Source organism: Mesorhizobium sp. B1-1-6 (assembly GCF_006443035.1).
In the GTDB taxonomy this organism is placed as follows: domain Bacteria; phylum Pseudomonadota; class Alphaproteobacteria; order Rhizobiales; family Rhizobiaceae; genus Mesorhizobium.
Genome location: NZ_VFWR01000029.1, coordinates 1 through 26,976, shown reverse-complemented (window position 1 = coordinate 26,976; position 26,976 = coordinate 1). Strand labels below are relative to the sequence as shown.

The following is a 26,976-nucleotide window of genomic DNA, read 5'->3' as shown; positions in this document are numbered from 1 at the left end:
GCGCAGCCTGGTGGCCGGCGCCATCACCGATCTCTACACCAACATGCAGATGATCAAGCAGTTCGCCGCCGAAGACAGCGAGGCAGGGGCTATCCGCCGCACCATCCAGCAGGCCGTGCATACGCAACACAGCGAGCAGCGCATCTATCGCACCTCGGAACTGACGGTCGTCGTCCTCAACATGGTCCTGTGGCTGACCATGCTTTGGATCCGATTTTCCGGTCTCGTCAACGGATTTCTCTCCATCGGCCAGTTTGTCGGCGCCGTCTACATCCTCCAGCGCCTGTCGACACAGATCTTCACGTTCCTGCAGATGGGCCAGCAGATCTTCCAGGCGATCGGCACGATCAAGGACGCCATGCCGGTCATGATAACCCCACCCACCATCACCGACCGGCCGGATGCCGCGGATCTCAAGGTCGAGACCGGCGAGATCCGTTTCGAAAACGTGCGTTTCGCCTACAAGGCCGGAAAGCCTGTCATCGAAGATCTGTCGCTGACGGTCCGCCCCGGCGAGAAGGTCGGCCTCGTCGGCCTCTCTGGTGCGGGCAAAACCACGCTCGCAAACCTGCTCTTGCGTTTCTACGATATCAAGGAGGGCGCGATCCTGATCGACGGGCAGGATATCCGCGCCATCAGCCAGGCAAGCCTTCGGCGCCCGATCGGTGTCATCGCGCAGGATGTCGCGCTGCTGCATCGTTCGGTCGGCGACAATATCCGTTATGGCCGACCGGATTCGAGCGAGCGGGAGATCGAAGAGGTGGCGAAAATGGCAGCCGCCGATGCCTTCATTGCCGATCTTGCGGACGGGGAAGGCCGCAAGGGCTGACGAGATCAGATAACCTATGCTATGCCGCTTGATGACCGCTCCTACAGAGGGGAAGGTCTGGACGACACTGCCGCAAATCAGACGCCTGACCCGATCCGGCTTCCGGGCGCGCACGAGAATGAAGGTCGGGAGGCGGCAAAGTCGACCATACCCCCTTGGATCTTTTAGCTTCAGTTCCTCATTTTGGTGTCGGCTCGCACATCCCTTCCGCAGCAGATCAACTAACGGGGCTTCCGCTCCATCGCTGAAAGGCATTGACGAAGGCACGAGCGGTAACTGATGAATTGACTAATAGTCTCGAGGCTCGTCACGGCGAATGAGCAAAGCGATTTCTCTGATTTCCGCGCATACAGCGCGCTGCTTGACCGTCTCACTTAAATGTCCGCTTTCTACCCCGTTGCAGGTTTTTAGAATACTCTGATGTCTGGCGCGCTTGTTGGGCCGACGTTGAGCTACATTAACCCTTGCATGACGGGGCCAGGTTGGACCGCCCATTGAAAGGTGACCTCAGGCCGGAACGACAACTCTCAACTCAACTTTGCCATTGCGGTAGTTCATTCGCCTTTTCGGAAAGCGCAAGGTTCTCGCGTCGTGCTCGCAGGCAAAGTAGGATGCGGCATGGAAGCAAGGGTGCTCGTTCGCCAGGACGGCAAAACGGACGCAGGGGGTGTTTCGGACCCGGTGCCGTGGTGGAGCTTCACGAAGACTGCGTTGGCGATTGCTCTGCTGCGTCTGTCGGATTACGGCAGGGTCAGCCTGGACGAACCAGTCGAAGGTGAGCCTTACACTCCCGTTCAACTCCTGCGGCATGAAGCTGGGTTGCCGGACTATGGTTCCCTTCCAAGCTACCATGCGGATGTTGAAGCGGGCCGTCCGCCCTGGTCTACTAACGATCTATTGAAAGCGGTCGAAGCGGAACGGCCGCGATACGTCCCCGGACGGGATTGGGCCTACTCGAACGTCGGCTATCTGAAAGTCGCCCAGCTGATCGAAAGAGCATCAGGGCTGCAACTGGCCGATGCCCTTACCGACATGGTTTTCTCCCCAGCCAAAATCACCACGGCAAGACTGGCGACCACACCTGATGATTTGGGGGGCGTTTGCATGGGTGATGTCGTTGGCTACCATCCGGGGTGGGTCTATCACGGGTTGGTCGTTGGGACGGTGGTCGACGCGGCTCGCCTTCTGCATGGCCTGTTGAGGGGTGCTTTGGTCAAACCTGAAACGTTGATCAGAATGCTTGATCGTAGGCCGCTTCCGCAACTTCGCTCCGAGCTTCGCCCCGATCCGGCATACGGATTGGGATTGATGGTGAGTGCGACAAACTTGCTCAATCATCCTGTCGGACACAGTGGAAGCGGTCCAGGCAGTCAAATCGCCGTCTATGCGCAGCGAGAGACGACTAGTGCTATGTGGGCTACCACAACATCCGGCACTGATCCAGAAGCGGAGGTTTTCCGATGTCTGCGGAATGGGCGGTTCTAATGTGTTCGACGCGATATATGATGCCGCATTGTTACCTAAGCATAGGCTAGGCACCAGCCGGGAGCGCGAACCCAACATCGTTCGGCTGGTACCTCATCGTTACGGTACAGCCGCTTCACTCTCTTGTGCTCCCCATTCTCGAATGCCGCAGCGAGCGCTTTTTCCGATTCATCGTCGCGCATTCCTTCACAGGGGAAGATAGCCACCGGCGAAATCCATTGCGCGTGTAATTCCTCACCCCTGCGCGTCACGAGGAACACCGCTCCTCGAAGGTGCATATTGCCCCAATTGCTGCTAATAAATCCAAGATCGGTCGTCAGGGGTAGGACCAGCCTTCCGCCATCATTGAGTCGGTCCAGCCAGATATCCGCCGGTCGGGTTGCTCCAGCATTCACATAGATCACATCGGCTGAATTGAAAGCCACAGAACTGCCATCCCCCTGGACCACGGAAACGGTCCGATAGGAAGTGAGATTTGCTTTAGCCCGGGCAGCAAGCTCCGGCTCGAACTCGATCGCCGTCACCTTGCCGGATGCGGCAACGAGTTCGCCATGATCGCAGAATAGTAGCCGGCACCAGCACCAACATGCACGATATGCTCGCCTGGTCGCGGCGCAGCCTGCGAAAGCAGGAAAGCATGAAGTGACGGTTGCCCGTTATTGATGTGGCGCTCGGGGACGATGCCAACAATGTCATTCGTATAAAGGTAGACCGGATCGGCGGTCGGGGTTGGCACATAGGCTTTTCGCATTCGGAAGATCGGCCAGGGACCGGGACCAAGGAAATCTTCTCGCGGGACTTCGGCAAAAGCTGTCTCAACACGCTCATCGACAATTCTACCAGCCGCCGTGATCTGCTTCGCATAAGCTCGGCGCACGATCTTCAATTCGTCCGGTGTCATCAGCAGAACCAACTCCAGTGAATAATTTCGCTGTCGCAAAACCCCAATAAATGCGACACGATTTTCTTCGGAGCAGAATGTCCGGTTTGTGATCGTGTGATCAAGCCCAATGAACGTCTTGGAAGGGCCGCTTGCCGACGGCAACTTTCGTTTGAGCAGATCCGAGACCGGTCAGTCTGGAATCGGCCCCGTTGAAGAAATTCGATTGGCGACTGCTACCTTTCACTCATACGCCTAGAGGCACGTTTCACATCACCAATAAGGGATCGACGAAGTTTCGCACCCGGCGCAACGATAGCACAGCTCGGTACGGCTCAGCCGAACGGTGTTCCTGGCCGTGTTAGCCGCAACGTGTAGTCCCACGTTGAACACACAATTTAGATGCCGAGCGAAAACCTGCGCACGATCTCGAGACGCCGGCGGGCCGCCACACCGGCGCTATATGACCGCCACCGGCATCGGTGGCATATCGCGGATCCGGTGCGAGGCAAAGCTCATTCAACCTCAATTCGCCGGCTTGCCAATCGCGAGCGGACAAACTGGCACGCGGCTCACGATTGCCGCCGCCACATTGCCGTGCCTGCCGGCGCTCCAAGAGGACCTATGACCCACCTAAGCGAGTCCTCCTGCTGCATTGGGACCAGCGCTTGTGTAGAGTAAACTGACCCTTTAGTTGACAACTGCCATGCGGCAAGAATATTCGAGATGACTGCCGAACCCGCTGCCCTTTGTCTGCCCCCTAGCATTTCTACGCTGGACCCGGTGAGTTCGCTGCGATTTTGCATGGGGTTCTCGCCATGAACAGCCGCCCGGATGCGCACAAACTCGGCGAAAAAAGCCGACGCGAACATGAAGCTGGGTTTGAGCTCCTCGTTCGCAGCGTGAAGGACTATGCCATCTTCATGCTCGATCCCGAGGGACGCGTTGCGAGTTGGAACGAGGGAGCGGAGCGGATCAAGGGCTACTCCGCGGACGAGATCATGGGCAAACCCATAACGATCTTCTATTCAAACGAGGTCGTTCAGTCCGGGCATGTGCAGCGCGAGTTGGAGAGTGCGCGCCAGTATGGCCGATTCGAAGACGAAGGCTGGCGGGTTCGAAAAGACGGTTCACAATTTTGGGCCAATGTTGTCATCACCGCGCTGCGAGCGCCGGATGGGGAACTGCTGGGCTTCGCTAAAGTGACGCGCGATCTAACCGAGCGGCGCCAAGCTGAAGAGCAGGCCCGGCAGTTGGCGGCGGAGCAGGCGACCCGCGATTCAGCACTGCTGCGCAGTCAGGAGCTAGCGGAACTTAATTCAAAGCTGCAGGAACAGGCTGCCGAATTGAAGGAGGCGCTGGATGCGACCAAGGAAGCCCGCAACGCGGCAGAACTCTCGGCAGAGGCCGCAAGGGAGGCATATCGCGAGCTTGACCAGTTCGCCTACATCGCATCCCATGATTTGAAAGCGCCACTGCGCGGCATCGGCAATCTCGTAGAGTGGTTGCAGGATGATCTTGGCGAGAAGATCGAGGGAGAGTCGATTGAGCACATGCGCCTCCTTCAGGTGCGCGTCCGGCGCATGACTGCGCTCATCGAGGGCATTCTCACCTACTCGCGCGCGGGCCGCCAACACGGCTCGCAAGAACAAGTAGATACGGGTGCGGTTCTAAGCGAGATCGTCGACCTGCTCAACCCGCCAGAGCAAGTGCGAGTTCAGTGGCCCCAGCGGATGCCAACGATAGAAGCAGAACTCGTGCCTCTCCAGCAGGTTTTCATGAACCTGATCGGCAACGCGATCAAATTTACCTTGGCCGTGCGACCCGATCCCGCAATTGCGATCGAATGGCGCGATGTCGATGACGGCGTCGAATTCGCGATCACAGACAACGGCCCTGGGATAGAGCCACAATTTCACGATAGAATCTGGGCAATGTTCCAGACTCTCAACAGGCGAGATGACGTCGAAGGAACCGGCATCGGCCTCTCAGTCGTCAAGAAGGTCGTCGAGCGCCGCGGCGGCAGAGTCTCCGTCGAATCCTTGCTCGGCGAAGGGGCGACATTCCGCTTTGTTTGGCCGAAGAGTACCCAAGAGGACGTGAGCCACCGTGAGTGATCAACTCAACATCCTGCTCGTTGAAGATGACGAAGTGGACGTCATGAATGTACGGCGCGCCTTCCGCAAGAATCACGTTGCAAATCCGGTCTATGTGGCGTCGGACGGGATCGAGGCGTTGGAGAAATTGCGAAATGGTGAGGTTCCGAAGCAGAGAAGACTGATCCTGCTCGATCTCAATATGCCACGGATGAATGGGATCGAGTTCCTTCGAGAACTGCGGCGGGATCCTGATCTTTGCACGACAGCGGTCGTAGTTTTGACCACTTCCAAAGACGAGCAGGACGTTTGCGATGCCTATAGCCTGAACGTTGCCGGATACCTTGTTAAGCCCGTGACCTTCACAGATTTCTGCGAAAAAATGGCCGCTTTGAACAAGTTTTGGTCGCTCGTGGAGCTACCCTGAAGGTTGTGATGGCGAAATCTCCGCCCCTCCCAATTCCTGTTCCCGCCGACAAGCGTCGGCCCCTGCGTGTGCTCGTCATAGACGACGACGAAACCGATAGAGCCTCGATCCGACGACTTCTGCAGCAAACGGACTTGTCGGTTGCGATTGATGAGGCGGCTTCCGGCGCGGAATCGCTGGGGTACCTCGAAAGCAGTGGCTATAGCTGCGTCCTTCTGGACTACTATCTGCCCGACATCAACGGACTCAAGTTGATCGAGAAAATCAGAGCGGCTGCCCCTAATGCTCCGATCGTCATCTGCACGGGACGTGGACATGAGGATCTCGCCGTCGAATTCATGAAGGCCGGCGCCTCGGACTATCTTTCCAAGAGTTCAATGACAGCTGAACGCCTTGCTGCGGCGCTGCGCTATGCGATCGAGCTCGGAGAAGTGAAGAAGGCGAAGGCGCGGGCCGAGGAGGAATTGCGGGCCGTGCTGGCAGAACGGGAGCTGCTGCTCAAGCGGGAGCACGAGGCACGAACCCGCGCCGAACAGGCGACGCAAAGCCGCGATCAGCTTTTGGCCATAGTGGCGCACGATTTGCGCAACCCCATTCAGGTCATCATGAGTGCCGCGCGAAGAACGCCGGAGCCTGAGGCAGGATCGGGACAGAGAAACTACGCTGAGTTCATCCAGCGCGCCGCTCGCGAAATGGATCGGCTGGTGCGCGATCTGTTAGACCTCTCCAGCTTGGAATCGGGAAGCTTCGCGGTAGAATGCCAGCCCGTTGACCTTCTGGAGGTTATCGAAGAGGCGCGGGAAAGCTTCGATTTCTCCGCGGAGGGCAGAAATCTGGCCGTCGATTTTGGCGTTATGCCGAACATCCCCGCAGTCATGGCCGATCGCTCCAGGCTCCTTCAGGTAGTTGGCAATCTGCTCAGCAACGCGCTGAAGTTCACACCTGACCAAGGGAGCATATCCGTTCGCGCTGAAGAGCACGACGGTTGTGTTGAAATTGCCGTCCAGAATACCGGATCGGTGATCGCCCCAGAGCAAATGCCTCATATTTTCGATCGGTTCTGGCGAGGCGATCGGTCATCCCGGAACAGCGCAGGACTTGGGCTGGCAATCTGCAAAGGCATCGTCGAGGCCCACAATGGTGCCATCGAAGTAGTCAGCACGGACCAAGAGGGCACTATATTTAAAGTGACGCTTCCGGTTGGTGGCCCGGATCGCCACTGAAGCACTGCTGGAAAGTGCAACACAGCAAATCCCATAACAGGTAGGAACCAGTTGCACTCTCACAGCTTCTGCTCGCAGCCTCAACGAGCGGACCAGGCATGGGTGACAATAAACCGGATCGCGAGCAGATGACCACGATCCTCGCACGCTTCCTCGCCAAGAAAACCGGCATCACCGAAGCGCAGGCTCGAAATCTAGTAAGCTTGGTTGGTACCGAGCTTTTGTTGCCGCGGCCTGACGAAACCCATAACGAGGCCCCGCAAGCAAATGGTGGTTTTGCAAATGGTGGTTTTATTGTGCGCGACCCCGTGTTGAGCGAGGCTAAGCAGCGGGCCAATGGTGGCATACCGCGCCGCCTGGTTGTCCTCTCAAATCGGCTGGGGAATATCCGCGATCCGGCGCAGGCGGGCTGGCTGGCAGTAGGCATCGCGGATGCATTGGCCGAGCGTGGCGGTCTATGGCTGGAGCAAGCACCGAGTATCAAGACTCTGCCGCGGGCGACGAACCGCTGATCCACCTTGAACACGTGGGAAGGATTGAGACGGCTGCGCTCACCCTGCCGCGCCAGGAGTATACGCTCTACCACAACGGCTATGCCAACAGCGTGCTATGGCCACTTTTCCGCACCTTCGACGAAGCTCTCGCGTGGGGCAGCCGGTCGGCGAAGTATTCCTCAGCTGCTCGGAGGGCGTCATCTGGGCCAGCAGGTACGGGACTACTAGCAGGGGGCTCTTCGTCGAGCTCGTAGAGCACGATCCCCTCGCGACGAACGTCTAGGAAGAAATACTGACCCTCCCCGAGTGCAGTATTCGCGCCGGCGGACATGTCAAGCAAAGCTTCGCGGTGCAGATTATATGCAGTGCGAAAGGTGGCGTTGCGCAGGTGTCGCAATGCGGCCACGTCCAATGGCGCGCGCGGGCGAAATCTTAGGCCCTATTTCCGTCCCTATTCGCGCCGGGACCTGGATGATGCGGCGGCGTTATAAGATCTCTGCAACTGTCTTATAACGCCGCTTGCGTCGCTTGATCTCATCCTGTTATAAGAGAAACTCATTTTTCTTATTATTGGAGTTGTGCGCAGCCAAGCCGGCGGATGCCAAGCAATTTCGCCGGTTGATCGCCACGGCCGCGGAGCGAGTGGGCGGCTCAGGCGGCGCGATGGCGCTTGCGCGGCCTGAGCCGCACCGGCCGCTGAGCGTGCTGGTAACGCCGCTGATTATCGAGACGACCTGGTTTGTGACAGGCCGCTCCGCCGCGATCGTGTTCTTGGCCGATCCAGACAGCGCGCCTCCGACGGCGCAGGAACACTTGCGCAGTCTCTATCGGCTGACCCCGTCCGAGGCGGCCGTGGCCATGGCAATTACACACGGCGCGGGGCTACAGGCGGTCGCAGATGAGCTCGAAATCAGCCTAACCACGGCGCGCACTCACCTGCAGCACGTATTCGAAAAGACGGGGACGCGGCGACAGGCGGAATTGGTTCGCCTTATCGGGGCTAGTGGCCTTTACGAGCGACAATAGCCGGAGCGCAGTCCGGCTTAGTAATGCCCCAGCAGGTCGTGAGGACCTTCTACAGCTCGACGCCACTACATCCGATATCTCAAAGACGCACTTTGTAACCACTGCTGCTAGTCTAGAAAGCGATCCGGCGGACAGATCACGGCTTCCCTGCCTCGCCCCGGCGCAACCCGCGCCGGCCACTGCGTTACGGCACCCCGCAGGCTTGCCGCAGGTGATCGGTGCGTTCCATGTATGCAAAGGCGCGATACAGGCCGCCGGAGCCGCAGGACTCCCATCGCCGGCACAGAAGAGTTGCTCGTCGGCATAAGCCGAACTCACTCAAGTGGGTTTGGCAGACGTCAACTTTAGCTTTGCTACGTGCCCAAACCCGTCAGTCGTCTTCGCGAAGAGTTTCGGGCGCCGGCAGGCGTACGAAAGTCCCCGAGGAAGGAATCCGGGGGCCACAGGCGACGGCTATGGAGATTTCGATCTGCGGCTGATGTCGGCGATGGCTGGGACGTCGCCAGGGAGGGCGGAGATGGATGCCGACGGCCGCTTCGTTGCGCCTCCAGGCGATGTTGTCGACCTGGCACGCTGCTGGGCACGGCTCTGTCGGCGTTGAAGATCACCTTGGACACACGTGGGTTCGCCGCCGGAGGCTGAGTGCCTGCGGCTGAATGCTGGATGATACAATGCCGGTCATGGGGCGTTCTCCGGGTTCGGTGTCGATATGTCCGGGGCCCCCGCGGCTGCCTCCATCGGTCGAAGGTCTAGATGACGATCATGCGTCTCGCATCGCAGATTCGCTCCGGTCAGGCTCATCTCAACTAGCCGGCCTGGGATCCGCGCGCCCCATTTTGCGGTTTCAAGCAGTCCGGAAACGGGCGCGAATATCGGGCCCAAGGCAAGTTGGAATGTCTTGAGTGTCAAATCCATCCTTGGATGTTTCTAGGCAACATCTTTGCCGAGCGCCGAGGGCGCGCCCGGTGGCGTCATCTTGCCGGTAGGCGGCCTTCAGTGGGGCTTCCGCTCTCGGGTGCGCCGCCGATCCGAAAAGAGGCGAGCCGATCGGCGGGACCAGCCGGATCATTAACAGACCGCGGAACAGCTTGCGGGGCTTTTCCCATGCTACCGAGATGCCGTTGGAAAGCTCATGGGGCTTGGCCTATTGGGTGCGACGGTATGGCGGCGTCGCTGGTCCCCACTTACTGTTCAGGCATCTGGCGAGCTGTTTGAGTAGGTGAGCCTCACCGTGACACAGGGTTCGGTCTAAGGCTTGTTTAACCAAGCCGGGGCTTTGCCGACAGATAGGCCTCTGTCTCAATCCTCCATCAACCACGTTCGTGCAAAGGGAAGAGGTTGGCTGACAGGGGGTTGTTGTGCCTAAGGATTTTTGGCGTTGTAAGAGCGGAAATTTTGCGCTTCTGATGGGCTTGGCGTTGCCCGCTATTCTGGCGACCGTGGGTTTTGCGACGGACGTCTCCACCATAATGCGGGCGAAGGTCAGCCTTCAAAGCTCCCTGGACGCTGCAACTCTCGCCTCGTCGCATCTGTCGGATAATGAAGCCGACCGCAGGCAGCTTTTTGATCGCTATTTTCAGGCGAACGTCGCCAACCATGGCGAACTCTCGAATGCGAGAGTGACCTTTTCCGTCGACAAGGGTCTGAACTACATCAAGACCAAAGCTGTTGCTTCCGCCGATGTGGCCCTCAATTTTGCCTTTCTATTTGGTGCCAACCAGCGCATCGAGGTTGACTCGGGCGCGGTAGAGGCCACCAACAACCTCGAAGTCGTCCTCGTTCTGGACAACACCGGCTCCATGGCAGGGGCCAAGATCAAGGCTCTTCGGGATGCCACCAAAGCGCTGCTTGATAGCCTGGAGGGAGCGAAGTCACCCAACCGCAAGGTGAGTGCTGCACTTGTCCCCTTTGTCACCGCAGTCAACATCAATGGCGACGAGTTCGACCCATCTTGGATCGACATGGATGGCAAGTCGTCGACCAACGGCGTCAACTTCCCTTTGCTGCCCGATGGCAAGCGCGTCAATCACATGGACCTGTTCAGGGACCTGGCCGAGGGAACCGGTTGGAAGGGCACAGGCTGGAAGGGCTGCGTCGAGGCCCGTCCAGGAAGTGCCGGCATTTCCGATATCGCGCCGGACCAGACTGATGCCGATACCTTGTTCGTGCCCTATCTCGCTCCAGATGACCCCGGCGATGCCACGGATCCATCGGCCAGCTATGGCAACGATACCAAGGTCTACAACAACTCCTATCTCTCCGATGACGTTGAGGACGGCGCGGATAAGAAAGGAAAAGACAAGAAAATTGCGAAATACAAGAACCCGAAAGCGAAAAAGATTAACGACAAGAAAGGGCCACTTACGGTCGGTCCCAATCGCGCTTGCCCCACACCAGTGGTCCCGTTGAGCATCGACCTCGACAAACTGCGGACCGCCGCCGCCCAGATGCAAGAATGGAATGGCTCTGGCACCAATGTCTCCGAAGGGCTCTCCTGGGGTATGCGGGTGCTGTCGCCGGACGCACCTTACACCGGCGGGGCCGCATGGAAGGCACCCAACACGAGCAAGATCGTCGTTCTGCTGACTGACGGCGAGAATGTAGTCTTTGGAGCCAGCAACGAACCGGAAAAATCGGACTACACGTCATATGGCTTTCTGTCGTCGGGCCGCTTCGGTTCGAGCAACCAGACGGACGCGGCGCGCACGGTCGATCGCTGGACCCTTGACGTTTGTCAAAAGCTGAAAGCGCAGCAGGTCCAGATTTACACGATCACCCTGCAATCCGACACGGCGGCCAACCGAACGCTTTACGGAAAATGCGCCACTGATCCGAGCAACTACTACGCCGTTAACGACCCTCGCAAACTGCCCAACGTGTTTCAGGAAATCGCTCGAAAGTTCACGGTGCTACAACTGACCAACTAGATCGCCGTCCTATTCAGATGAATCGATCGCGCCGAGCTTCAGCAGCAAAGAAGCATGCCGGGACACGCGCCGCGGAACGCCGCTGCCGACAGATGGCGGGCTTCTCTGGCTTGCATGAATTCAGGACGGCGTCTCGCGCACGCTGACCGTCCTCGGTATCGTTTGGCTTGCCACTCAAATCCATTGCCAGGTTGGCGTGGCAGCACATATGCACGCCCCGTTCGGGTTCGGGCTGAACGGGGATTTTCGCAACGTGATAGCCTTGTCGTCGGAAACTTGCGGGGATTGGCCGCCTTTAGGTCGCCAGAATCGCGGTGGCTGTGGCATCGCTCGTGACCGCTTGGGGTCGACATCTGGCGCGCCTTGCCAGGCGGTTTGAAATCGGACCGCCCAAACCCGACCAAAGTCTGATTCCGAAGCGCAAAGGTCTGAACGCGTGAAACAACGCAGGCGTGGTCACATTAGTAAGGCGACCGCCGATCATCAGTCCCTTCATCGCCGGTCGATTGAGTACCCGCCACGCTCGCTTCGTGTGGCGGGTACTATATGGTGGCTTGGCCGGCAGCCTGGTACATGATTGTGTTCGCAGCGGTTTTGGTGAGTGTTCCTTGTTTTCGGCAAGCCGTTATAGCCCAAACGACAGGCTCGATGGTGATCATGCTGCCCGTCCATACAATCGGTCCCGCTCTGAATGGCTGACTGCCAAGCGACATGGCCGACGAAGAACGGTTGCTCAAGATCCTACAGGCCGGCACCCAAGAATTCCGCTGGCGTCGGCATTGAACTGACCCATCAAATGTGCCTAGATTGGACAAACATCGCTGGGGAGGAATGGCGATGATGGCCACGCAAACAGATACCACTCGAACGTTTATCGAGGCTGCGCGGTTAAGTGTTCGGCGTACCGGACGGGAGATTGACGAACTTCACCGGAGCCTGAGCTTTTCCCGGAAAGCCGTCGAAGCCTCGCGCCAACTCTTGAAGCGCCTTCATGAGCAGCAGAAAGATCGCCCGCCGGGATCGTGCTCCGCATTCATCGGAAAAGCGGCAAAGGCACCGAGCGACATCTCCGCATTTGATTGCGACATTCTGCGCGAAGTGTTCAAAAAACTTGTCTTGGAAACCAAAGTGCCGGAAGACAAATGGCGCGATCTGGCTACAAGCCTGATCCTGGAATTTACCGACCACAAACAGATCGAACCAGCCTTGATAAACTGGATCATCCGCAAGTAGGCACTGCCGCCGTGGAGGGTTGCCAGTCGCCCCTCTCTCGTTGCGAAAAAGTTGTTCGGCGAATCTCGCTGGCTGGACTTCAGGTCCTGCTTCGTCACTGCGTGCTCTTGTTGCCGGCCCTTGCCGAGCTGGGCATCGACTCCCGCATGAATGAAGCCGTCAATAGCTGCTGAAATGACGAAGCTCTAGCCCGATGTAATTGAGACAGTTCTTGACGAATGGCGAGTAGCCAACGTTTACGTATACCGTATGCACTCCACGCCGATCACCGATCGGCCTGTCGCTAGTCTGCCAGCGAGGGAAACACTTGGATTGCTCATGCCAAAACCATTGCCTTCAGAGGCGGCCGCATGCCGCTGCAAGCAGGCATCGCGTTTGGTCATCAGGTGCCGGGTCCAGCTCCGCCCTCGGGCGAGAGATTGCAGATCGACCATGTAGTAGTTTGGCCTGAGAGGCTTGACGATGGCACTACGAAGATGTCCGCGTACATTTTTGAGCACGTATATCTGAAGCGGGAGAGCAATCCGTGTTATTGGTTTCATCACTTTGAAGGGAGGCCATCCGATCAATATGAAGGACAATGGTCCATTCGACTGGAGAACAGGGGCATAGTGCTGCTTTCACGAACCTTCGGCCTCATCAAAGACTGACTGCCTCGGACTCGTACAGTTCGTTTCGCCAACCATGCTAGCGCTGAGTGATGGCGTTGGGCAGCGCCTTGAAGTCAACAGTCCTTAATCTCGGGACCATGACTTCGCCATCAACGATGGAACCTCCAACGTCAACTCCTGCGCTGTGCTGTCGGCATTACATATTTCGACATGCAATCCCAACCTGAGGCCTCTGAAGTGGCCAGCTCGGTATGTCGATGGGAATCTGAGGCGGCCGCCGTCGAATTCACGTAGTGCGGGTGGGCATCGCTCCAGGACAATGAGGAAGCAGCTTTCGAAGGCTCGCAGCTTTCCCAGAGGTCCGGCGGCGTTACGTCTGTTTTTTCGCGGCAAGTCGGCCGGCCGGGATTCGTCTCACCCCGGAAGCGGCCGCGCCGGTCAATATCTAATCGCTTGGATAATTCGACATCTCCGCTCTGCGCGGCCCAGCAGCATTGGCCACAACCGGAACCTCGATTTTCGCGAACATCGGTCATGCCGGCTGGCGCCTGTTGAGCAGATCTCTCGAACGCGCGAGCGCCTGATGAGAGATCGCGATCAGTTCCGTGCTGATAGTCATGATCCCCACGGAGCGATGCAGACGTTCGTTCGTTCCTGCGATGCTGGTAAGCACGTTATTCTCGACCGCAATGAGGGTGGCGGTGAGCCGATTAGCAGCGCACCCTTGCCGACGCGATTCATTGTTATTTTTCGAGACGTTTGAGGCTGAATACCGCCTCTTGTCGCCAGGATTAAAGATCGGCCGCTCGCTGGTCATGACGCCGGTATGCGCGATGATGGCGGCTATCGAACTTAACTGGATCAAGCTTGCAGCAAGATCGCCCTGGCGGAACCAAAGCTATCGAATCGGCTTTTTCCTGCATCCCATGATCAGGAGGGTCCCCATGGATAGTCCGTTGCTCAAGAAGCTGGTGCAGTTCTCCGATTTTTCCGAGGACGACAAGTGTCTCATCAACGAACTCACGTCAGAGCGACAGAAACGCTATGGTGCCCGCCAAGACATTATTCGGGAGGGTGAGCACTCCAAAGACATCCACGTAGTGCTTTCCGGGCTTGCATGTCGATATAAACTCCTCGAGGACGGCTCGCGTCAGATCATGGCATTCCTTGTGCCGGGAGATCCCTGCGATTCCGAGATATTCATCCTGGACGCGATGGACCACAACATCGGGACTCTGGCGCCGAGCGTGGTTGCGTCGATCTCAGGCACCCGCATGAAGGAACTGCTTCTCAACCGCCCTAGTATCGCGCTCGCCTTCTGGTGGAACACGCTTCAGGACGAAGGAGTGTTGCGCGAACGCATTATCGATGAGGGAAGGCGCGACGCCTATTCGCGCATTGGATTTCTGATATATGAAATTTTCGTGCGCATGCGGGCTTTCGGCGACATCGTTGACCAGAAGTTTGAATTCCCGATTACCCAAGTGGACCTGGCGGACGCGACAGGCCTCACACCTGTTCACGTCAATCGGATGCTGAAGCAGCTTCGCGAGCAAAATCTCATCGCGATTGATGGCACGACGTGGACTGTACTTGACCCTATAGGCCTGCGCAAAGCCGCTCAATACGAGGCTAGCTACCTGCATTTGGACCGAGCCAAACGGGAGCCGGCAAGCGAGGCGGGGCGACGGGTCAATGGTCTAATCTGATGAGGATTACCGGCGGTGAGCAGCCGATAGAGATGCCATCTAGGCCATCAAAACCGATCAATCTGACCGCAGCGGCGGAACCGATGCCTTGGGTTGAAGCCTGCAAAACCATCGGCGTGACCGGACCAAGCGAGCTGGTTGCGCTGGATGTTCGTGGCTTAACTCATGCAGACAATGGCCGGCTTAACGATGGTTCTCGGGAGACCGTATATGTCGTGGTCGCTGGTTTCGGCGTGTTGCGGTGCGATGATGCGGCTATGGAGTGCACCGCTGGCGACGTCATTTTCGTCCCGAGAGGCTGTCCGCACCGCTTCGAACGACTGGACGGAGAGATCAAGATCTGGACTATTTCGCCAGTGGGCGGCCCGTAGCCGGCAAACTGTTCCCTCACAGCTTCAGCCCCCGGAACTGCGCATTGTCGAGAGCTGGCGCAAAGCAGACAATCGTCTCTCAATTCATGACAGGAACCTGCCAGAGGCTAAATATTGTTTGGTGCTTCGAAAGCGGACACATTGGATGTTGAGCGTCGGGGACAGGCGTAACCGCGTCTTGAGGGTGGCTGTAGGGCATGCCGGGATCTAGCCTACCGACTTCTCTTCAGGCGTCAGCCCGCCAAGATCACCCATGACGACTCCGCGTTGGCGTCGCTCGTTACTCCTATTGTCAGACATCTGGCGTGTGTTGAGGGGGTAGGAGAACTTAAATCTGCTGATGCGGTTTTCGGACCGGTGGGATCCAGCCATTCCTAAGAGGAACATATGGGCCAAATAATCGCCCGATATACCGAGACCCGCGCCCCGCAAGGAAAAAAGACAGGGATAACCGACAGGGATAACCGAGAGGCTATCGTCAAAGCTCCCGACAAGACGAACAATTGGGATCATGATGCGGTCTATGTGACGGCGACAATCGGCGTTGAGTCGGAGCAAGGCGTGGAATCGAAATAGCCAGCGCCAGGGCAAATGAACGCGTTGGCCAAGACATGAAGCGGAGATCGACGATCTGCCGCGCAAGGGATTTGCCATTGGCATAGTAGCCTAGCGGTTATGCTTTCATCCGCTAGGAAAGCGCGCGGAGGGCAGCGGCATCCTTGACTTCCGGCGAACGTCGGCAAGTTCGTCAAGCAACCGCTACATGATCCCTGCCGAAGCATGGAACGATTTCGAGCTGGCGATGTTGGGCCCTCGCACTGTTCCCATTCAGTGCTGTGTTCCCGCTGATTGCCCGCCGCCGAAAGGTGGCGGGCTCTTTTTGCATCGTGGAACATACCTCCACCTTCGCAGTTTATAGCGTTCCGATTGCTGCGTGTGGGGAATTCATGAAGCGAGATTTTGCAGACCTGTGCGCTTGGGCGAGCGCACGGGGCATTACAATCTACCAGCGTTCAAAGACAGTATGGATCGCGGCTGGCGGCTATCGAGGTCGCGATTTGGAAGTTAAGGGGCGGTCGCCAGCTATTGCCCTCGCACTATGGATTGAGGCTACCCGGTACCGAGGCTCGATGTAGGCTGTTCTTGCAAACAATTTGCTCGCACCCGCGCCGAGCCAAGGTGGCCGGCGCCCTTTTTGCGGGGGGCGGGTGGGGTAAACCTGCCAGCCGCGCGGTGCGGCCTGAACCCTACAGCATGCCCACTACAGGGCAGGAGGGGACCTAACCCACCATCCGAAGCGGCATGTCATGACGGGAAATGATGCGTTCGAGTTCGCCTTCGTCCTCGATGCCGGCCTGAAACAGCGCCATCAGCTCACATGCTGCGTCGTTGGCCATGGCGGAATCCAGGCTGCACCGTCTCTCTGAACAATACCGGATAAGAACCCGCTGGAGCAGTTCGAGATCGGTTGGATAAATGGCGATGTCTGCTGGATGATGCATGCGCATGCTGTAGTCCTCCGCAAGCCGCTGCCTTTGTTCAGCAGCTTAAGGGAGCCGCTGAGCACCCCTATCGCATCCTGCTCCTGCACCGTCACTTAACTATGATATGTCCGCCCTGGATCTGCCGTCGCCAGCCACGTCGCCGCTCTGTTTCCCGATCTTGCTCGTCGGTGTTGGTCAACTAGGTTCTGTGGACAAAATGTTCAAACGTGATCTGCCAGGGGTCACTCTCCAAAGAGCGCTCTTCGCCAACCCAATGGAAGGTGTTTGCAGTGATCTCTGTGAATCGCCACCGCGCTTTGAGCCCGCGTGAATCCTCACCCAGCTGAACAATGTCCTTGCCCTCTGCCCGCCCGATCCGGCGCGGGTAATCTTGGTTGAGCGGGTCACTCCAAATGATGTGCCAACCACCGATCTCAGGATCGAAAACGCGTAAGGTCGTGCCATACATGGTGGATGGAGCGGGGCGCTTGGGCCTGATCCAGATGTCCTGAATCGCACGGCCTTCGAGTACCCAGTCGAAATGGATTTCCCCCGTCGATCTGTGTTTCGTGCCGTCATGGAGATGATGAATCGTCTCCATTTCCCAGCTTCCAATGAGCCACCCATAAAGCTCCATGTCCTTCGCGTATTCAGTTACCGGACCGTCGGATCCAAACCCTCCTGTTGAGCGGCATTAGACAGAGAATATCGCACAGTCTCCCTGACAGCCCTCTGTCAGGAGGTTCGCGAAAAGAACTTTTCAGCCCGCGTAGGTCGCGCAGATCAACGGGATACCCATCTCACCCGACGCGTCATTCAACACCGATCTTTGAGGAGGGCAGCTTTGTTTCGAGGACTGATGGACGAGGCGGAATTGGCGTTCTTCGCGCCTTTCCTGATCGAGAACCGCTCTCGAGGCGGCCGGCGTCCGCAGGATCATCGCAAGGTGCTGGACGGCATCTTCTGGATCACGCGGACGGGCTCGGCCTGGCGTGATCTGCCGGCCGAGTTCGGCAACAGGAACTCAGTTCAGCGCCAGTATCGCCGGTCGAAGGAAGCCGGCATCTGGGACGTCATGGTAGCAGCCCTTGCCGAAAGCGACGCGGCCGACACCAACATGCAGATGATCGACAGCACGATCGTGAGGGCGCACCAGCACGCAGCCGGCGGAAAAGGGGGATTCACAGAAATGCTATTGGCCCTTCGCGCGGTGGGCTCACGACCAAGCTTCATACCCGAACGGATGCGCAGGGCCGTGCTATCGGCTTCTGCCTAACGCCCGGGCAGGCGTCGGGCATGGCCGCCTACGGGGACCTCATGCAGGAGGAGGCGCCCGATCCGGCCGCGATGCTGGCCGACAAGGGGTATGACAGCGACGACATTCGCGACGATCTCGAGCGGCGCGGCGCAGGCCCGGTGATCCCGACAAAGTCGAACCGCAGAGTTCAGCGCCCGGTCGACAAGGCGACATACGGGCTGCGCAATCGCATTGAGCGCTTCTTCGATCGCTTCAAGCACTCCCGCCGCACCGCCACCCGATACGACAAGCTGGCTTCAAGCTTCCTCGGCTTCGTTCAACTCGCAACGATCAGACGGTGGATCAGGTTTGTCCGCGCTACCTAGTGCTCCCGAGGCATCGATCCCGCGCCGCAGGGAACACTTCCGCAAACTCGAAGTTCGGCTTCCACAACGGAGAACCAATATGACGGCCACTCGAAATTCAAACGACAATCGAATGCCAGAAAAGATCCCGTTTGGTGCGGTGGAGATATCGCGCAAGCAAGCGGAGGATGAAGTCAGGGCCCGACGCAGGTACAAAATGGCGAGGCGGGCTAGGGAATCGAGGCGAGGCCCGGTCATGCCTCGCATAGTTCTTGACGGACGCCACTAGCAGATCGCGGGCGCAGCCGTCTGGATCGACCTCTCTATCTAGAGATGGGGCACCCTTAAGTGGCACCCTCGGCACACCTGCGATGCCGAAGCTCCGAGCACCATAGGTTTCAAGGGATGGCGCATCCGCCGTGGGGGCGTGCCAGGGGTAGAGGTTGGTAGGGGACGAACTGGGCTCGCGTTGCGGAACCCGGGGGGTTCGTGTTCCCAAGACGACTTGCTGAGCGCAAGTTCTGGCCCGCGCGGAAGGCGAAGACCGCAGCCTTCGCGTGGTTCCTGCTGTCGGATGCTGCTGCATATGTGACCGGCAGGCAATACGTGGTCGATGGCGGGATACCGATGCTGTAAGTGGTCCGTGCGCCATGCGACCGCGATCGCCGTTGGAGCTCTGGTAGCGTGGGCTGATCGACGGGCGGCGAGAACCGCGCCTACGCTGGCCCGTTCAGATCCGTTGCCGACTTGCCGAAATCGATCATGTGATGCTCGTTGGCATGAGGGGCACTCAAATGCGCTGTTGATGAGGCAAACCGACCCGATCCGATCAGGTCCGCGCGGGTCGTCGCAGACGAGCGGAAACAGTTCCCTCGTTGAGCATGTCGCTGGCGCTCTCTTCCGAGCTTGCAGAACTACTGCCAGGCGAGCGTCGGCAACTGCCTGCTTTTTAAATCATCATCAACTCAGTTCGAGCAACCTACACCTTCCTCAGACCCCGCCGCTGTCTCTGCGATTATGGGCTTTGCGAACTGGCACACCGTCCACCGACCTCAGATTGACGCACGGCCCTTTCGCTGCAAAGATATTAACCACTTGTTTACCAAGCATCAGCAAGCGCTGACGATCGGAGGGGGTGTGGAATCGTTTCTGGGTACGAACCGCCTTAATTGGGATGATCGGGCCGAACTGCATTCGACTGACACAACGGGCAGCTACCAGATCGAAAACGTGCTGGCAGGAGGATCCAATCTCTATGAGCTTGAGACGAGCGAGCTCGGTAATATTGTCGGCAAGGATATCATCCATCTACAATGTCACATTGGGCTCGACACGATCAGCTTGAAAAATCTCGGCGCGCGCAGCGTGACCGGCCTCGACTTTTCATCAACTGCCATCGCCGCTGCGCGGGATTTCGCTTCCAAGGCAGGCACCGATGTGCGCTTCGTGGAAGCGCCGCTATTCGAGGCAGTCGAAGCGCTTGGCCGGACCTTTGACGTCGCTTACGTGACTTGGGGTTCGGTAAACTGGCTCGACGACGTGGGCCGGTGGGCGCGAGTGGTTGCCGATCTCCTGCGACCCGGCGGTCGGCTCTATATGGCTGAGGGTCATCCGTTGATGTTCCAGTGTGATCGCAAGGCCGCGGCACTCGAGTTGAAGCACGACTGGCGAACGCCCATAGCTCAGCCGCTCGCCTGGAACGAGGAACTTACCTATACCGGCGACGACCGGCGCTTGAAGCATCCTCGCTACTATGAGTGGATTCATCCCATCAGTGATGTCGTGAACGCCCTGATTTCAGCTGGGCTCACGCTCGATTTTCTGAATGAGCATGACACGGTTTCGTGGCAGCACTTTTCATTTGCGGTGAGGGCCGGCAAGAATATGTACGGCTTGCCAAAGAACTCTCCCAGGATTCCGATGGCCTATTCCATCGGCGCGACGAAGCGAAGCGCCGGTATGATCCCGTATCTCGCCGCTCCTAAAACCATGTGACGGTATGGATCCCGCTTAAACGACTGTCGCCTGCGGTCAGGGTTCTTTCCGAGCACAGGGCTCTTGCTACGACGCGCAGTCGAAGGCACCCGCCTTTGCCGAGCACCGGCTGGTCGGGTTTTGACGGCGATCTGGTTTGCAAGGCGAACGCCCTCACCTTGAGTGTAGCCGTTTCCTAAATCTTGCGTATAGGCCAGCCGCGCCGTGGAGCGCGGCTTATAAGGGGTTCACAACAGCCCAGGTTCGTGCCGTTTTCGCCGGTCTTCTCTGATTGCGGTCAGGGCAGGTGACGAAATCGCTTGTCGACGATTCCCATCAATATCAGTGTTGTCATCGGTGTCGTCGGCAGCGTGAAAACGTCGAGGGACCGGCGTCGACCCGAGATGACATCAACGTCGGAAGTGCAAAGTTTTCAGGAGTGTGAAGTTTAAAATTAAGCAATGAACGCTAGTGTTGGAGCAACGAGTCCATCCGAACACCGGAACCACACAGGGAGTTCCACCCCATTGCCCCTTTTCGGCGCTAGGTTCGGCGGGATGAAGGATGCCGTTTTTTCTTCGGTGAATATTCCGGCCGCCATGGCGGTCTTGGTTATTGCCATCAGCGCAGCATATGCGGACCATCAAAACAAAATTGTTTCGGACCAAGCCGCCCGCGCGGATGTCCTGGTCAAGGTAAATCTGATCCGCGCCAAGCTGGAAGGTAACATCAGCGGAAACCTTCAACTTGTGCATGGACTGGTCGCGACGGTCGTGACGGAACCCTATATGGGACAGCAACGCTTTGCTTCTCTCGCGAGAAACCTGTTCAGCGAAAACTCACAATTGAACAACATTGCCGGCGCGCCCGATCTGGTCGTTTCCTTGTTGTACCCGCTGAAGGGCAACGAGAGGGCGATGGGCCTCGACTACCGCAAGGATGATTGGCAACGCAAGGCCGCGCTAAGGGCGCGAGACGAGCGCAAGTTGATTCTTGCCGGCCCCGTCGACCTGAAGCAAGGAGGCCAGGGCTTCATCGGCCGTTTTCCGGTTTTCGTGTCGAGTGCGGGCAACAGCGAAAGATTTTGGGGCATCATATCCGCAGTCGTCGATGTGCAGCGCCTTTACAAAGCGAGCGGCCTGTTTGACGATGATCTCGGGATTGATATCGCGCTCATAGGGAGAGATGCCCTTGGCCCAAGCGGAGTTCAATTTTTCGGCTCTGCAGACATCCGCAAAAGCAATCCGGTGACGGCCGAAGTTCTGCTTCCGTCCGGCTCGTGGCAGATCGCAGCCGTCCCCAAAAACGGCTGGCCTTCGACGCCCAGCAACGCTTGGCTTTTGCGTACCATCATGGCCGCGGCCGGGGCGCTGATCCTGATCCCATTCCTGGTAGCAGGTCGGCTGCTTGGTGAAAGGCAGCGCAATTATACGGAACTGCGTCGATTGTCCCGACGCCTAGAACTTGCTCTGGAGGCGTCAGCCATTGGCGTTTGGGAACATGATCTCGCGACCAATGACCTGTCGTGGGATGATCGTGTCAACGAAATATATGGCAAGCCCAGCGATGGAGGTCCTCGCGGTTATTCGGATTGGGCGGGCGCAATACACCCTTTGGATCTGGCCCGCGCCAACGCAGATTTCAACAGTGCTGTGGCCAGCGGCGGAACATATTCGTCGGAGTACCGGATTGTCCGTCCAGGTGGTGAAATCCGTTACGTCCGATCCAAGGCCACCATATACCAAGCCCCAAACGAGACGCCCAAGATGATTGGCGCGGAATGGGATGTGACGGCCGACGTCCTGCTCAACAGCGACCTGGTTCGCGCAAAACAGCTGTCGGAGACGAAAAATGCAGAACTCGAGTCTGCCAAGGCGCGCATAGAGCATATCGCACTTCACGACTCTCTGACGGGTTTGCCCAACCGTCGTTACCTCGACCAGGTACTGAAAGACTACGCAGCAAAAGCTAGGCGAGACTGCGGTCATGTGGGCCTGCTTCACATCGACCTCGATCGGTTCAAGCACATCAATGATACACTTGGCCACGCCGCGGGTGACGCGATGCTGGTTCACGCATCTACCGTGCTGCGATCCAAGGTAGGGGAGGGGGGCTTCGTCGCTCGTATTGGCGGCGACGAATTCGTGGTCCTGTGCACTGTGCAGCTTACTAAGCAACTGGGGCTGCTGGCTGACGACATCATCAGCAAGATGAGCGAACCTGTTTACTACCAAGGCCACCGATGCCGCTTTGGTGCTAGCGTGGGGATTGCAGTCGAGAACGACAATGACATTGAAGGCAAGCATCTGCTGGTGAATGCCGATATCGCGCTTTACCAAGCAAAGACGCGTGGGCGCAACCGGTATGATTTCTTCACCGAGGTCATGCAAAGCGAGATCGTCGACACCAAGCGGATTGCCGACGAAGTTCTCGGCGGCCTGGAGCGCAATGAGTTCATAGCCTTCTACCAGCCTCAATTTAACGCAAAAACCCTCGAAATCGTCGGCGTGGAGGCGCTCGCGCGATGGAGACACCCAAAGCGGGGAATTTTAGCGCCGGATGCCTTCCTAAGGATTGCCGACGAGTTAAATGTCGTCTCGATGATCGATCGATCCATACTGAACCAATCACTTTCAGACTTTGCAAAGTGGTCCAATGCAAATCTCCATATACCACGCGTATCGGTCAACGTTTCAGCGCGACGTCTTCAAGATGAGGAACTCATAAAGAGCTTAAGAAAATTAAATATCAAAAAAGGAACGATTTCGTTCGAACTTGTAGAGTCTATTTTTCTGGATGGCAGCGATGATTTGATTGCATGGAACGTCAATCAAATAAAGGAACTCGGTATCGATATAGAGATAGATGATTTCGGCACGGGCTATGCCTCTATAGTCAGCCTGCTCAAGCTGCAGCCTCGCCGGTTGAAAATAGATCGACAGCTGATTATTCCAATCGTCAAATCTCCGCAACGAAGGCAGGTTGTGTCGTCGATCATTGAGATTGGCAAGTCCTTGGGTATCGAGATTATAGCAGAAGGTGTCGAGACTATGCAGCACGCACGGATGCTTGGAGATTTGGGCTGCGACATACTGCAAGGCTATGCCTTTGGTCATGCGTTGGATTCCGAGGGACTACAACTCTTTGTTCAGTCTCGGCGCCTGCGCGCAGTCAGCTAAGTGTCAGACGCGGCCCGGGGTTCAATCGGTGGGCGATATCCAACAATGCTGCGCCATCGCTTTAGCCCTGTCGACGAGTTCGCCGGCAATTAGGATCACCGGATCCAGCGCGGGTGGCGGTTTCCTCAGTGGACCCACGACAGGCCGAACAGGGCCGGGCTGGGGCAATGCGGGCGTCCACCGGCGTCTATAAATGCCTTTCCCGATTGCCGAAAACCCGGAAACTCTAGCCGCATCCGAGTATGCCGGTTCGCGCCACCCCGCTTGCGGCCATGATGTAATCGGCGTCGTCCAGATTGCAGGGCTCCTTAGTTTGCGTAAGCGGCAGCCTTTCGCCTCTTTTGCAACGAGCAGGTCTGGCGGTCATTGCTTCTAATTCGACAATAATCCGCGTAGTTCGATAGTTAATCCGCGGGCATCGATGGCACGCCGTCCATGTTCTGGCGTCAGGTCGGGTGATGCGCGGCGATAGAGCTTCGTGCTGGCCGCGCTACTTCTCATCGAAGGATGCCTTCGCTGCTAGCGAGCGCGGCTCCTTCGGCCATTCCCAATCAGTTCCAGGAGCATGTCCTTGCGGTGCTCCAAACGGATTCCAGACGGCCAGGACGCGCGGTCAAACGGCCTCGTACCTCGCCCTTTATTCAAGCCGCTTCAGTGAGCTTTGGGCTCAATCAGGTCGCGAAAAACATCAAACCAGAAATGAAAATCGGCTGTCCGCCCAGCGAAATGTGCTTCCATGCCGCAGTAGACCACTGCCGTTGCCGCGTCTGGGCCATAGAGTTCCCGGGCCGCACTTGCAGCAGCAATTAGGTCGGCTGTATCCGACAGCATTAGGTCGCGAGTTGCGTCGATCCTTGAAGTCATTTGGTAGTTCTGTGGCGGTGATGCGTCTCGTCAAGAAGGGCGGCCAAATTCGGCAATAATAATCCGCCCACTTGCTCCGGCCGGCGTTTTTTTTTGCCTGTCGAAACCAAACCAGCGCTGCCACGTTCGGCCGTAGGAGGTTTCGATGGAAGATGACGGCAGCGAACGGGAAGACCAGGGCATGCGGCTTCTTGCTCGGCGGCTGGCTAAAGAAGTCGGCATCTCGGAACGCCAGGCGCGTGACCTGATCAAGCTCATCGGCCCCGATTGGAATTCATTGCTGCGGGAGGCGAGGTTTTTGAGAGACCGCAATTAAGGGACGTCATGTGTTCAAGCAATACGCGGTTCGCGGCCAGAAATCGCCGGTATGCCGACGCGAGCAAATCGCCAGGCGTGCTGTTCTCACTGACCCGGCCTTAGCACCTCCTGCAGGTCGGAGCCGAAGGCGCTTTCGCTGGAGTGAAAAATTGAATATGTGGCAGCCATGGAAGTTATTTTTCCGGGAAACGGGATTAGCGGAACCTAAGATCTCCCCGCAGCTTGTTGCGGAATGGACGATCGAACCAAGCCTGAAAAGGTGGTGCCTCCGCCGCCGCCCGGATGGCAGAACGGCAGGGGCATTTTGATAGCGGTCTCAGCGGTTGTGGTTGGGGCTTGCGCGCTGTTCATCTGGTGGTTGTTCTCTCGATGAGCACGCGTGGAACCAACTTCCTTCACAAATGGATATCAAGCAACGTCCCGGAAACAGTCGGGGCGGATGTCAGCTCGGTTGCCCAACTCACCCAGAAGCTTTTTTCGGATGCGAAAGCGGCTGGCATCAGCAGCACAGAAATCGAGGAAGATACCGTCAGTTTGTACAACGCAATCCTTGACGCAATAGTACACCATGAGGCCGGCATGGCGGATTGAGGGAACGTCTGAATCTCTCCGCCTCATCGCCAGATCAGCCGTCCTTGCCGCCCCGGTTCACCTGTGACCGGGCTTCTCATGCCAAATGAGAGCTGCCGCAGGCCGCGCATGGCCACCTCCGGCCGCAGGCCAGGTGGACAAATGGTCCTCTTCGCGGCCGTGTTCCCGGGACTTGGCGGGCCGAGACCGGATAGCTTTGGCGCCCGCGCAATTTTTTTGCCTCGAATTCCAACATGGGCGCTCGTTGCGGCGGCGCTTGACGCATTTCGAGGACCTGTTCGGTGATGCCTGCTCGGCAAAGTATCGGCCCAGACGCGGTTTCGAGGAATCGCGCTTCCTGGCGAACATACCACCATGGTGGACCATACAATCGCGGCCGTCACCCGATCACGAGGCAAGTTCGCAGCGCTACTACTGCATGTCTCCACCTCCACGAGCCTGTGAGAAGGATTGAATCTCCTCGAGGTCAATCCTGCCATCGCCGTTCTCGTCGACGGCGTCAAATATCCGCCCGATCACGTCCTGGATCTCGCTGTGCGAAAGGGCTCCATCGCCGTCGGCGTCCATTATCGCAAACATTATTTGCATACGGGCAAAGTACATCATGCGGGGCCCCATGCGATCAGCCTTTCGAGATATCCTGCCCGCCTCGCGAGGCCCTTGTGCGATGTCCCGGTGCCAATCTTTGCGGCGCGGAGGTCCTCCTTCGGTACCGCCATCTCCCTGCTGTTTTTCCTGCAACATCTCGTCGATCATCTGGCGCATCATTTCACGCGTCTGGTCGTCGATATGTCCGGTGGGGCCGGGGGCGGCGTGGATCCAGACTGCTGCGTTGGCAGTTTAAGGTCCGGTGTCCCGCTCGTCTGGGCCATCGCCGGCAAGCTCAACAAGACCAAAGCAGCGGCAACTGCCGCCGGCCCGCATTGCACTTTCATCGGATTCTCCTTCCTTGGATGGTTGTGCCAAACTTTGGCATTCACGGCCAAACTTGCTCCTCAAACTTTGGTTCCGATTCGCACGCTCGGCTAGCAGCCGAGTCAGATGCCTCGGTCCTTTCCGACTGACGGTCCGCGATGTTCAGGTCGGGCAACGGGGGCACCTTCGCTTGCGTCTGGAAAGCGGTCGTCGACGGCATCCATTCAAGAAGAGCGGCTCCGTGCCGGCGCTGAGAAGCTAAGGAGGACTCGGCCAAGCCGGGAGCCTCGGGGTGCGCGAACGGCCCCGGGTTCTAACTGCCGACCGAAAAAGCGCCGGTCAGAACGAGGGCGAGCAGCCTGGAGCAGACATCGCCGAGAGACGGGCAGGACATCGAACACGCATAGCCGGTGTGCAGCCTCTCCAGCGATCTATGGTAGTCGGCCCACCACGGGCCGATATTGACGGTCGGGAGATTGGCTAAACCCACTCTGCGACGTCCATCGTAAGGTGTCCTTCCATGCGGGCGTGTTTGCGTGCGACGATGTCGAGACAGCGTTCGGCGGCTTCGCCGAAGAAGCTCATATCGGAAATCCCCGCGACAAGTCCGAGCAGCCAATGATTGTAGGCCCAGTTAATTGGCTGAGACACCAGGCCTTCTGTAAGCGGTGTTCTCAGGCCACGGCCTTTAGCTCAGGCGCCCGGATGTAGGCCCACGGCAGCAGGTCGTCGATCTGG

General features: G+C 57.9%; 22 protein-coding genes and 2 pseudogenes. 16 read left to right on the top strand and 8 right to left on the bottom strand.

Annotation, left to right across the window (positions count from 1 at the left end; genetic code table 11):
• On the top strand, positions 1 to 829 hold an 829-nt coding region (locus FJ979_RS31670; protein ID WP_246679398.1), incomplete at its 5' end, for an ABC transporter ATP-binding protein.
• A 618-nt stretch (positions 830 to 1,447) separates the two neighbouring features.
• Positions 1,448 to 2,314 (top strand): serine hydrolase domain-containing protein, encoded by an 867-nt coding sequence (locus tag FJ979_RS31665; protein WP_140584636.1) that lies wholly within the window; start codon positions 1,448 to 1,450, stop codon positions 2,312 to 2,314.
• A 35-nt stretch (positions 2,315 to 2,349) separates the two neighbouring features.
• Here FJ979_RS31665 and FJ979_RS31660 read toward each other — a convergent pair.
• Positions 2,350 to 3,215 (bottom strand): annotated as a pseudogene (locus tag FJ979_RS31660) (rRNA adenine N-6-methyltransferase family protein).
• 797 nt (positions 3,216 to 4,012) lie between these two features.
• Here FJ979_RS31660 and FJ979_RS31655 point away from each other — a divergent pair.
• From FJ979_RS31655 to FJ979_RS32800, 4 genes are all read left to right on the top strand, one after another.
• Positions 4,013 to 5,311 carry an ATP-binding protein gene (locus FJ979_RS31655; protein ID WP_140630301.1) on the top strand — a complete coding sequence of 433 codons (1,299 nt, stop codon included), beginning with the start codon at positions 4,013 to 4,015 and terminating at the stop codon, positions 5,309 to 5,311.
• Complete coding sequence (locus FJ979_RS31650; RefSeq protein WP_140562225.1) at positions 5,304 to 5,717, top strand: response regulator; 414 nt, start codon at positions 5,304 to 5,306, stop codon at positions 5,715 to 5,717. Before FJ979_RS31655 ends, FJ979_RS31650 begins: the two co-directional genes overlap by 8 nt.
• An 8-nt stretch (positions 5,718 to 5,725) precedes the next feature.
• Complete coding sequence (locus FJ979_RS31645) at positions 5,726 to 6,940, top strand: ATP-binding protein (protein ID WP_140584635.1); 1,215 nt, start codon at positions 5,726 to 5,728, stop codon at positions 6,938 to 6,940.
• Positions 6,941 to 7,038: 98 nt separating this feature from the next.
• Positions 7,039 to 7,452, top strand: a complete 414-nt coding sequence (locus FJ979_RS32800; protein WP_181172028.1) for a hypothetical protein — start codon at positions 7,039 to 7,041, stop codon at positions 7,450 to 7,452.
• A gap of 127 nt (positions 7,453 to 7,579) precedes the next feature.
• On the opposite strand, the pseudogene FJ979_RS33275 reads toward FJ979_RS32800, so the two are convergent.
• A pseudogene (locus FJ979_RS33275) lies at positions 7,580 to 7,750 on the bottom strand (nucleotidyltransferase); the annotation flags it as partial.
• Positions 7,751 to 8,097: 347 nt separating this feature from the next.
• Between FJ979_RS33275 and FJ979_RS31630 the strand changes: the two are divergent.
• The 5 genes from FJ979_RS31630 to FJ979_RS31605 all read left to right on the top strand — a co-directional run bounded on the left by FJ979_RS31630 (position 8,098) and on the right by FJ979_RS31605 (position 15,311).
• Positions 8,098 to 8,460: a LuxR C-terminal-related transcriptional regulator gene (locus tag FJ979_RS31630; protein WP_210239524.1), complete on the top strand. Its 363-nt coding sequence runs from the start codon at positions 8,098 to 8,100 to the stop codon at positions 8,458 to 8,460.
• A 1,358-nt stretch (positions 8,461 to 9,818) separates the two neighbouring features.
• Positions 9,819 to 11,387 carry a pilus assembly protein gene (locus FJ979_RS31620; protein WP_224704879.1) on the top strand — a complete coding sequence of 523 codons (1,569 nt, stop codon included), beginning with the start codon at positions 9,819 to 9,821 and terminating at the stop codon, positions 11,385 to 11,387.
• Between the two features lie 840 nt (positions 11,388 to 12,227).
• On the top strand, positions 12,228 to 12,620 hold the full coding sequence (locus tag FJ979_RS31615; protein ID WP_140584633.1) for a hypothetical protein: 393 nt from the start codon (positions 12,228 to 12,230) through the stop codon (positions 12,618 to 12,620).
• Between the two features lie 1,351 nt (positions 12,621 to 13,971).
• On the top strand, positions 13,972 to 14,940 hold the full coding sequence (locus FJ979_RS31610; RefSeq protein ID WP_181172029.1) for a Crp/Fnr family transcriptional regulator: 969 nt from the start codon (positions 13,972 to 13,974) through the stop codon (positions 14,938 to 14,940).
• On the top strand, positions 14,940 to 15,311 hold the full coding sequence (locus tag FJ979_RS31605) for a cupin domain-containing protein (protein WP_140584631.1): 372 nt from the start codon (positions 14,940 to 14,942) through the stop codon (positions 15,309 to 15,311). The genes FJ979_RS31610 and FJ979_RS31605 overlap by 1 nt, the downstream gene beginning before the upstream one ends.
• 1,280 nt (positions 15,312 to 16,591) lie before the next feature.
• Here the strand turns inward: FJ979_RS31605 and FJ979_RS31600 are convergent.
• Positions 16,592 to 16,819, bottom strand: coding sequence for a hypothetical protein (locus FJ979_RS31600; RefSeq protein WP_140584630.1), 228 nt, complete (start codon positions 16,817 to 16,819; stop codon positions 16,592 to 16,594).
• A 175-nt stretch (positions 16,820 to 16,994) separates the two neighbouring features.
• Positions 16,995 to 17,396: a hypothetical protein gene (locus tag FJ979_RS31595; protein ID WP_140584629.1), complete on the bottom strand. Its 402-nt coding sequence runs from the start codon at positions 17,394 to 17,396 to the stop codon at positions 16,995 to 16,997.
• Positions 17,397 to 17,654: 258 nt separating this feature from the next.
• Here FJ979_RS31595 and FJ979_RS31590 point away from each other — a divergent pair.
• From FJ979_RS31590 to FJ979_RS31575, 3 genes are all read left to right on the top strand, one after another.
• Positions 17,655 to 18,418 (top strand): IS5 family transposase gene (locus FJ979_RS31590; RefSeq protein WP_224704923.1). Its coding sequence is split into 2 segments (ribosomal slippage): positions 17,655 to 17,964 and positions 17,964 to 18,418, totalling 765 coding nucleotides; the frame shifts between segments, so codons are not numbered across the junction.
• 1,074 nt (positions 18,419 to 19,492) lie between these two features.
• A complete protein-coding gene (locus FJ979_RS31580; RefSeq protein ID WP_246679397.1) occupies positions 19,493 to 20,392 on the top strand; it encodes a class I SAM-dependent methyltransferase in 900 nt (299 codons plus the stop codon).
• Between the two features lie 536 nt (positions 20,393 to 20,928).
• Entirely contained in the window at positions 20,929 to 23,550 is a 2,622-nt protein-coding gene (locus tag FJ979_RS31575) for an EAL domain-containing protein (protein ID WP_224704877.1), read from the top strand.
• A gap of 651 nt (positions 23,551 to 24,201) precedes the next feature.
• Here FJ979_RS31575 and FJ979_RS31570 read toward each other — a convergent pair.
• Positions 24,202 to 24,414 carry a hypothetical protein gene (locus FJ979_RS31570; RefSeq protein ID WP_224704875.1) on the bottom strand — a complete coding sequence of 71 codons (213 nt, stop codon included), beginning with the start codon at positions 24,412 to 24,414 and terminating at the stop codon, positions 24,202 to 24,204.
• Positions 24,415 to 24,559: 145 nt separating this feature from the next.
• On the opposite strand from FJ979_RS31570, the gene FJ979_RS32795 reads away from it, so the two are divergent.
• A complete protein-coding gene (locus FJ979_RS32795) occupies positions 24,560 to 24,730 on the top strand; it encodes a hypothetical protein (RefSeq protein ID WP_181172030.1) in 171 nt (56 codons plus the stop codon).
• Positions 24,731 to 25,101: 371 nt separating this feature from the next.
• Positions 25,102 to 25,323, top strand: coding sequence for a DUF768 domain-containing protein (locus FJ979_RS31565; protein ID WP_140562268.1), 222 nt, complete (start codon positions 25,102 to 25,104; stop codon positions 25,321 to 25,323).
• Positions 25,324 to 25,734: 411 nt separating this feature from the next.
• Here FJ979_RS31565 and FJ979_RS33265 read toward each other — a convergent pair whose 3' ends face one another.
• The 3 genes from FJ979_RS33265 to FJ979_RS32785 all read right to left on the bottom strand — a co-directional run bounded on the left by FJ979_RS33265 (position 25,735) and on the right by FJ979_RS32785 (position 26,889).
• Positions 25,735 to 25,890, bottom strand: a complete 156-nt coding sequence (locus FJ979_RS33265) for a hypothetical protein (protein WP_224704921.1) — start codon at positions 25,888 to 25,890, stop codon at positions 25,735 to 25,737.
• A 661-nt stretch (positions 25,891 to 26,551) separates the two neighbouring features.
• Positions 26,552 to 26,728, bottom strand: coding sequence for a hypothetical protein (locus FJ979_RS32790; RefSeq protein WP_181172031.1), 177 nt, complete (start codon positions 26,726 to 26,728; stop codon positions 26,552 to 26,554).
• Entirely contained in the window at positions 26,719 to 26,889 is a 171-nt protein-coding gene (locus FJ979_RS32785; RefSeq protein ID WP_181181828.1) for a hypothetical protein, read from the bottom strand. The genes FJ979_RS32790 and FJ979_RS32785 overlap by 10 nt, the downstream gene beginning before the upstream one ends.
• Positions 26,890 to 26,976: the final 87 nt, after the last annotated feature.

Bases quoted from the DNA above. Each gene is read 5' to 3' on its own strand.
- FJ979_RS31665 (WP_140584636.1), top strand. From the start codon at position 1,448: ATGGAAGCAAGGGTGCTCGTTCGCCAGGACGGCAAAACGGACGCAGGG.
- FJ979_RS31655 (WP_140630301.1), top strand. From the start codon at position 4,013: ATGAACAGCCGCCCGGATGCGCACAAACTCGGCGAAAAAAGCCGACGC.
- FJ979_RS31645 (WP_140584635.1), top strand. From the start codon at position 5,726: ATGGCGAAATCTCCGCCCCTCCCAATTCCTGTTCCCGCCGACAAGCGT.
- FJ979_RS32800 (WP_181172028.1), top strand. From the start codon at position 7,039: ATGGGTGACAATAAACCGGATCGCGAGCAGATGACCACGATCCTCGCA.
- FJ979_RS31630 (WP_210239524.1), top strand. From the start codon at position 8,098: ATGGCGCTTGCGCGGCCTGAGCCGCACCGGCCGCTGAGCGTGCTGGTA.
- FJ979_RS31615 (WP_140584633.1), top strand. From the start codon at position 12,228: ATGGCCACGCAAACAGATACCACTCGAACGTTTATCGAGGCTGCGCGG.
- FJ979_RS31605 (WP_140584631.1), top strand. From the start codon at position 14,940: ATGAGGATTACCGGCGGTGAGCAGCCGATAGAGATGCCATCTAGGCCA.
- FJ979_RS31600 (WP_140584630.1), bottom strand. From the start codon at position 16,819: ATGCGCATGCATCATCCAGCAGACATCGCCATTTATCCAACCGATCTC.
- FJ979_RS31595 (WP_140584629.1), bottom strand. From the start codon at position 17,396: ATGGAGACGATTCATCATCTCCATGACGGCACGAAACACAGATCGACG.
- FJ979_RS31575 (WP_224704877.1), top strand. From the start codon at position 20,929: ATGAAGGATGCCGTTTTTTCTTCGGTGAATATTCCGGCCGCCATGGCG.
- FJ979_RS31570 (WP_224704875.1), bottom strand. From the start codon at position 24,414: ATGACTTCAAGGATCGACGCAACTCGCGACCTAATGCTGTCGGATACA.
- FJ979_RS32795 (WP_181172030.1), top strand. From the start codon at position 24,560: ATGGAAGATGACGGCAGCGAACGGGAAGACCAGGGCATGCGGCTTCTT.
- FJ979_RS31565 (WP_140562268.1), top strand. From the start codon at position 25,102: ATGAGCACGCGTGGAACCAACTTCCTTCACAAATGGATATCAAGCAAC.
- FJ979_RS33265 (WP_224704921.1), bottom strand. From the start codon at position 25,890: ATGGACGCCGACGGCGATGGAGCCCTTTCGCACAGCGAGATCCAGGAC.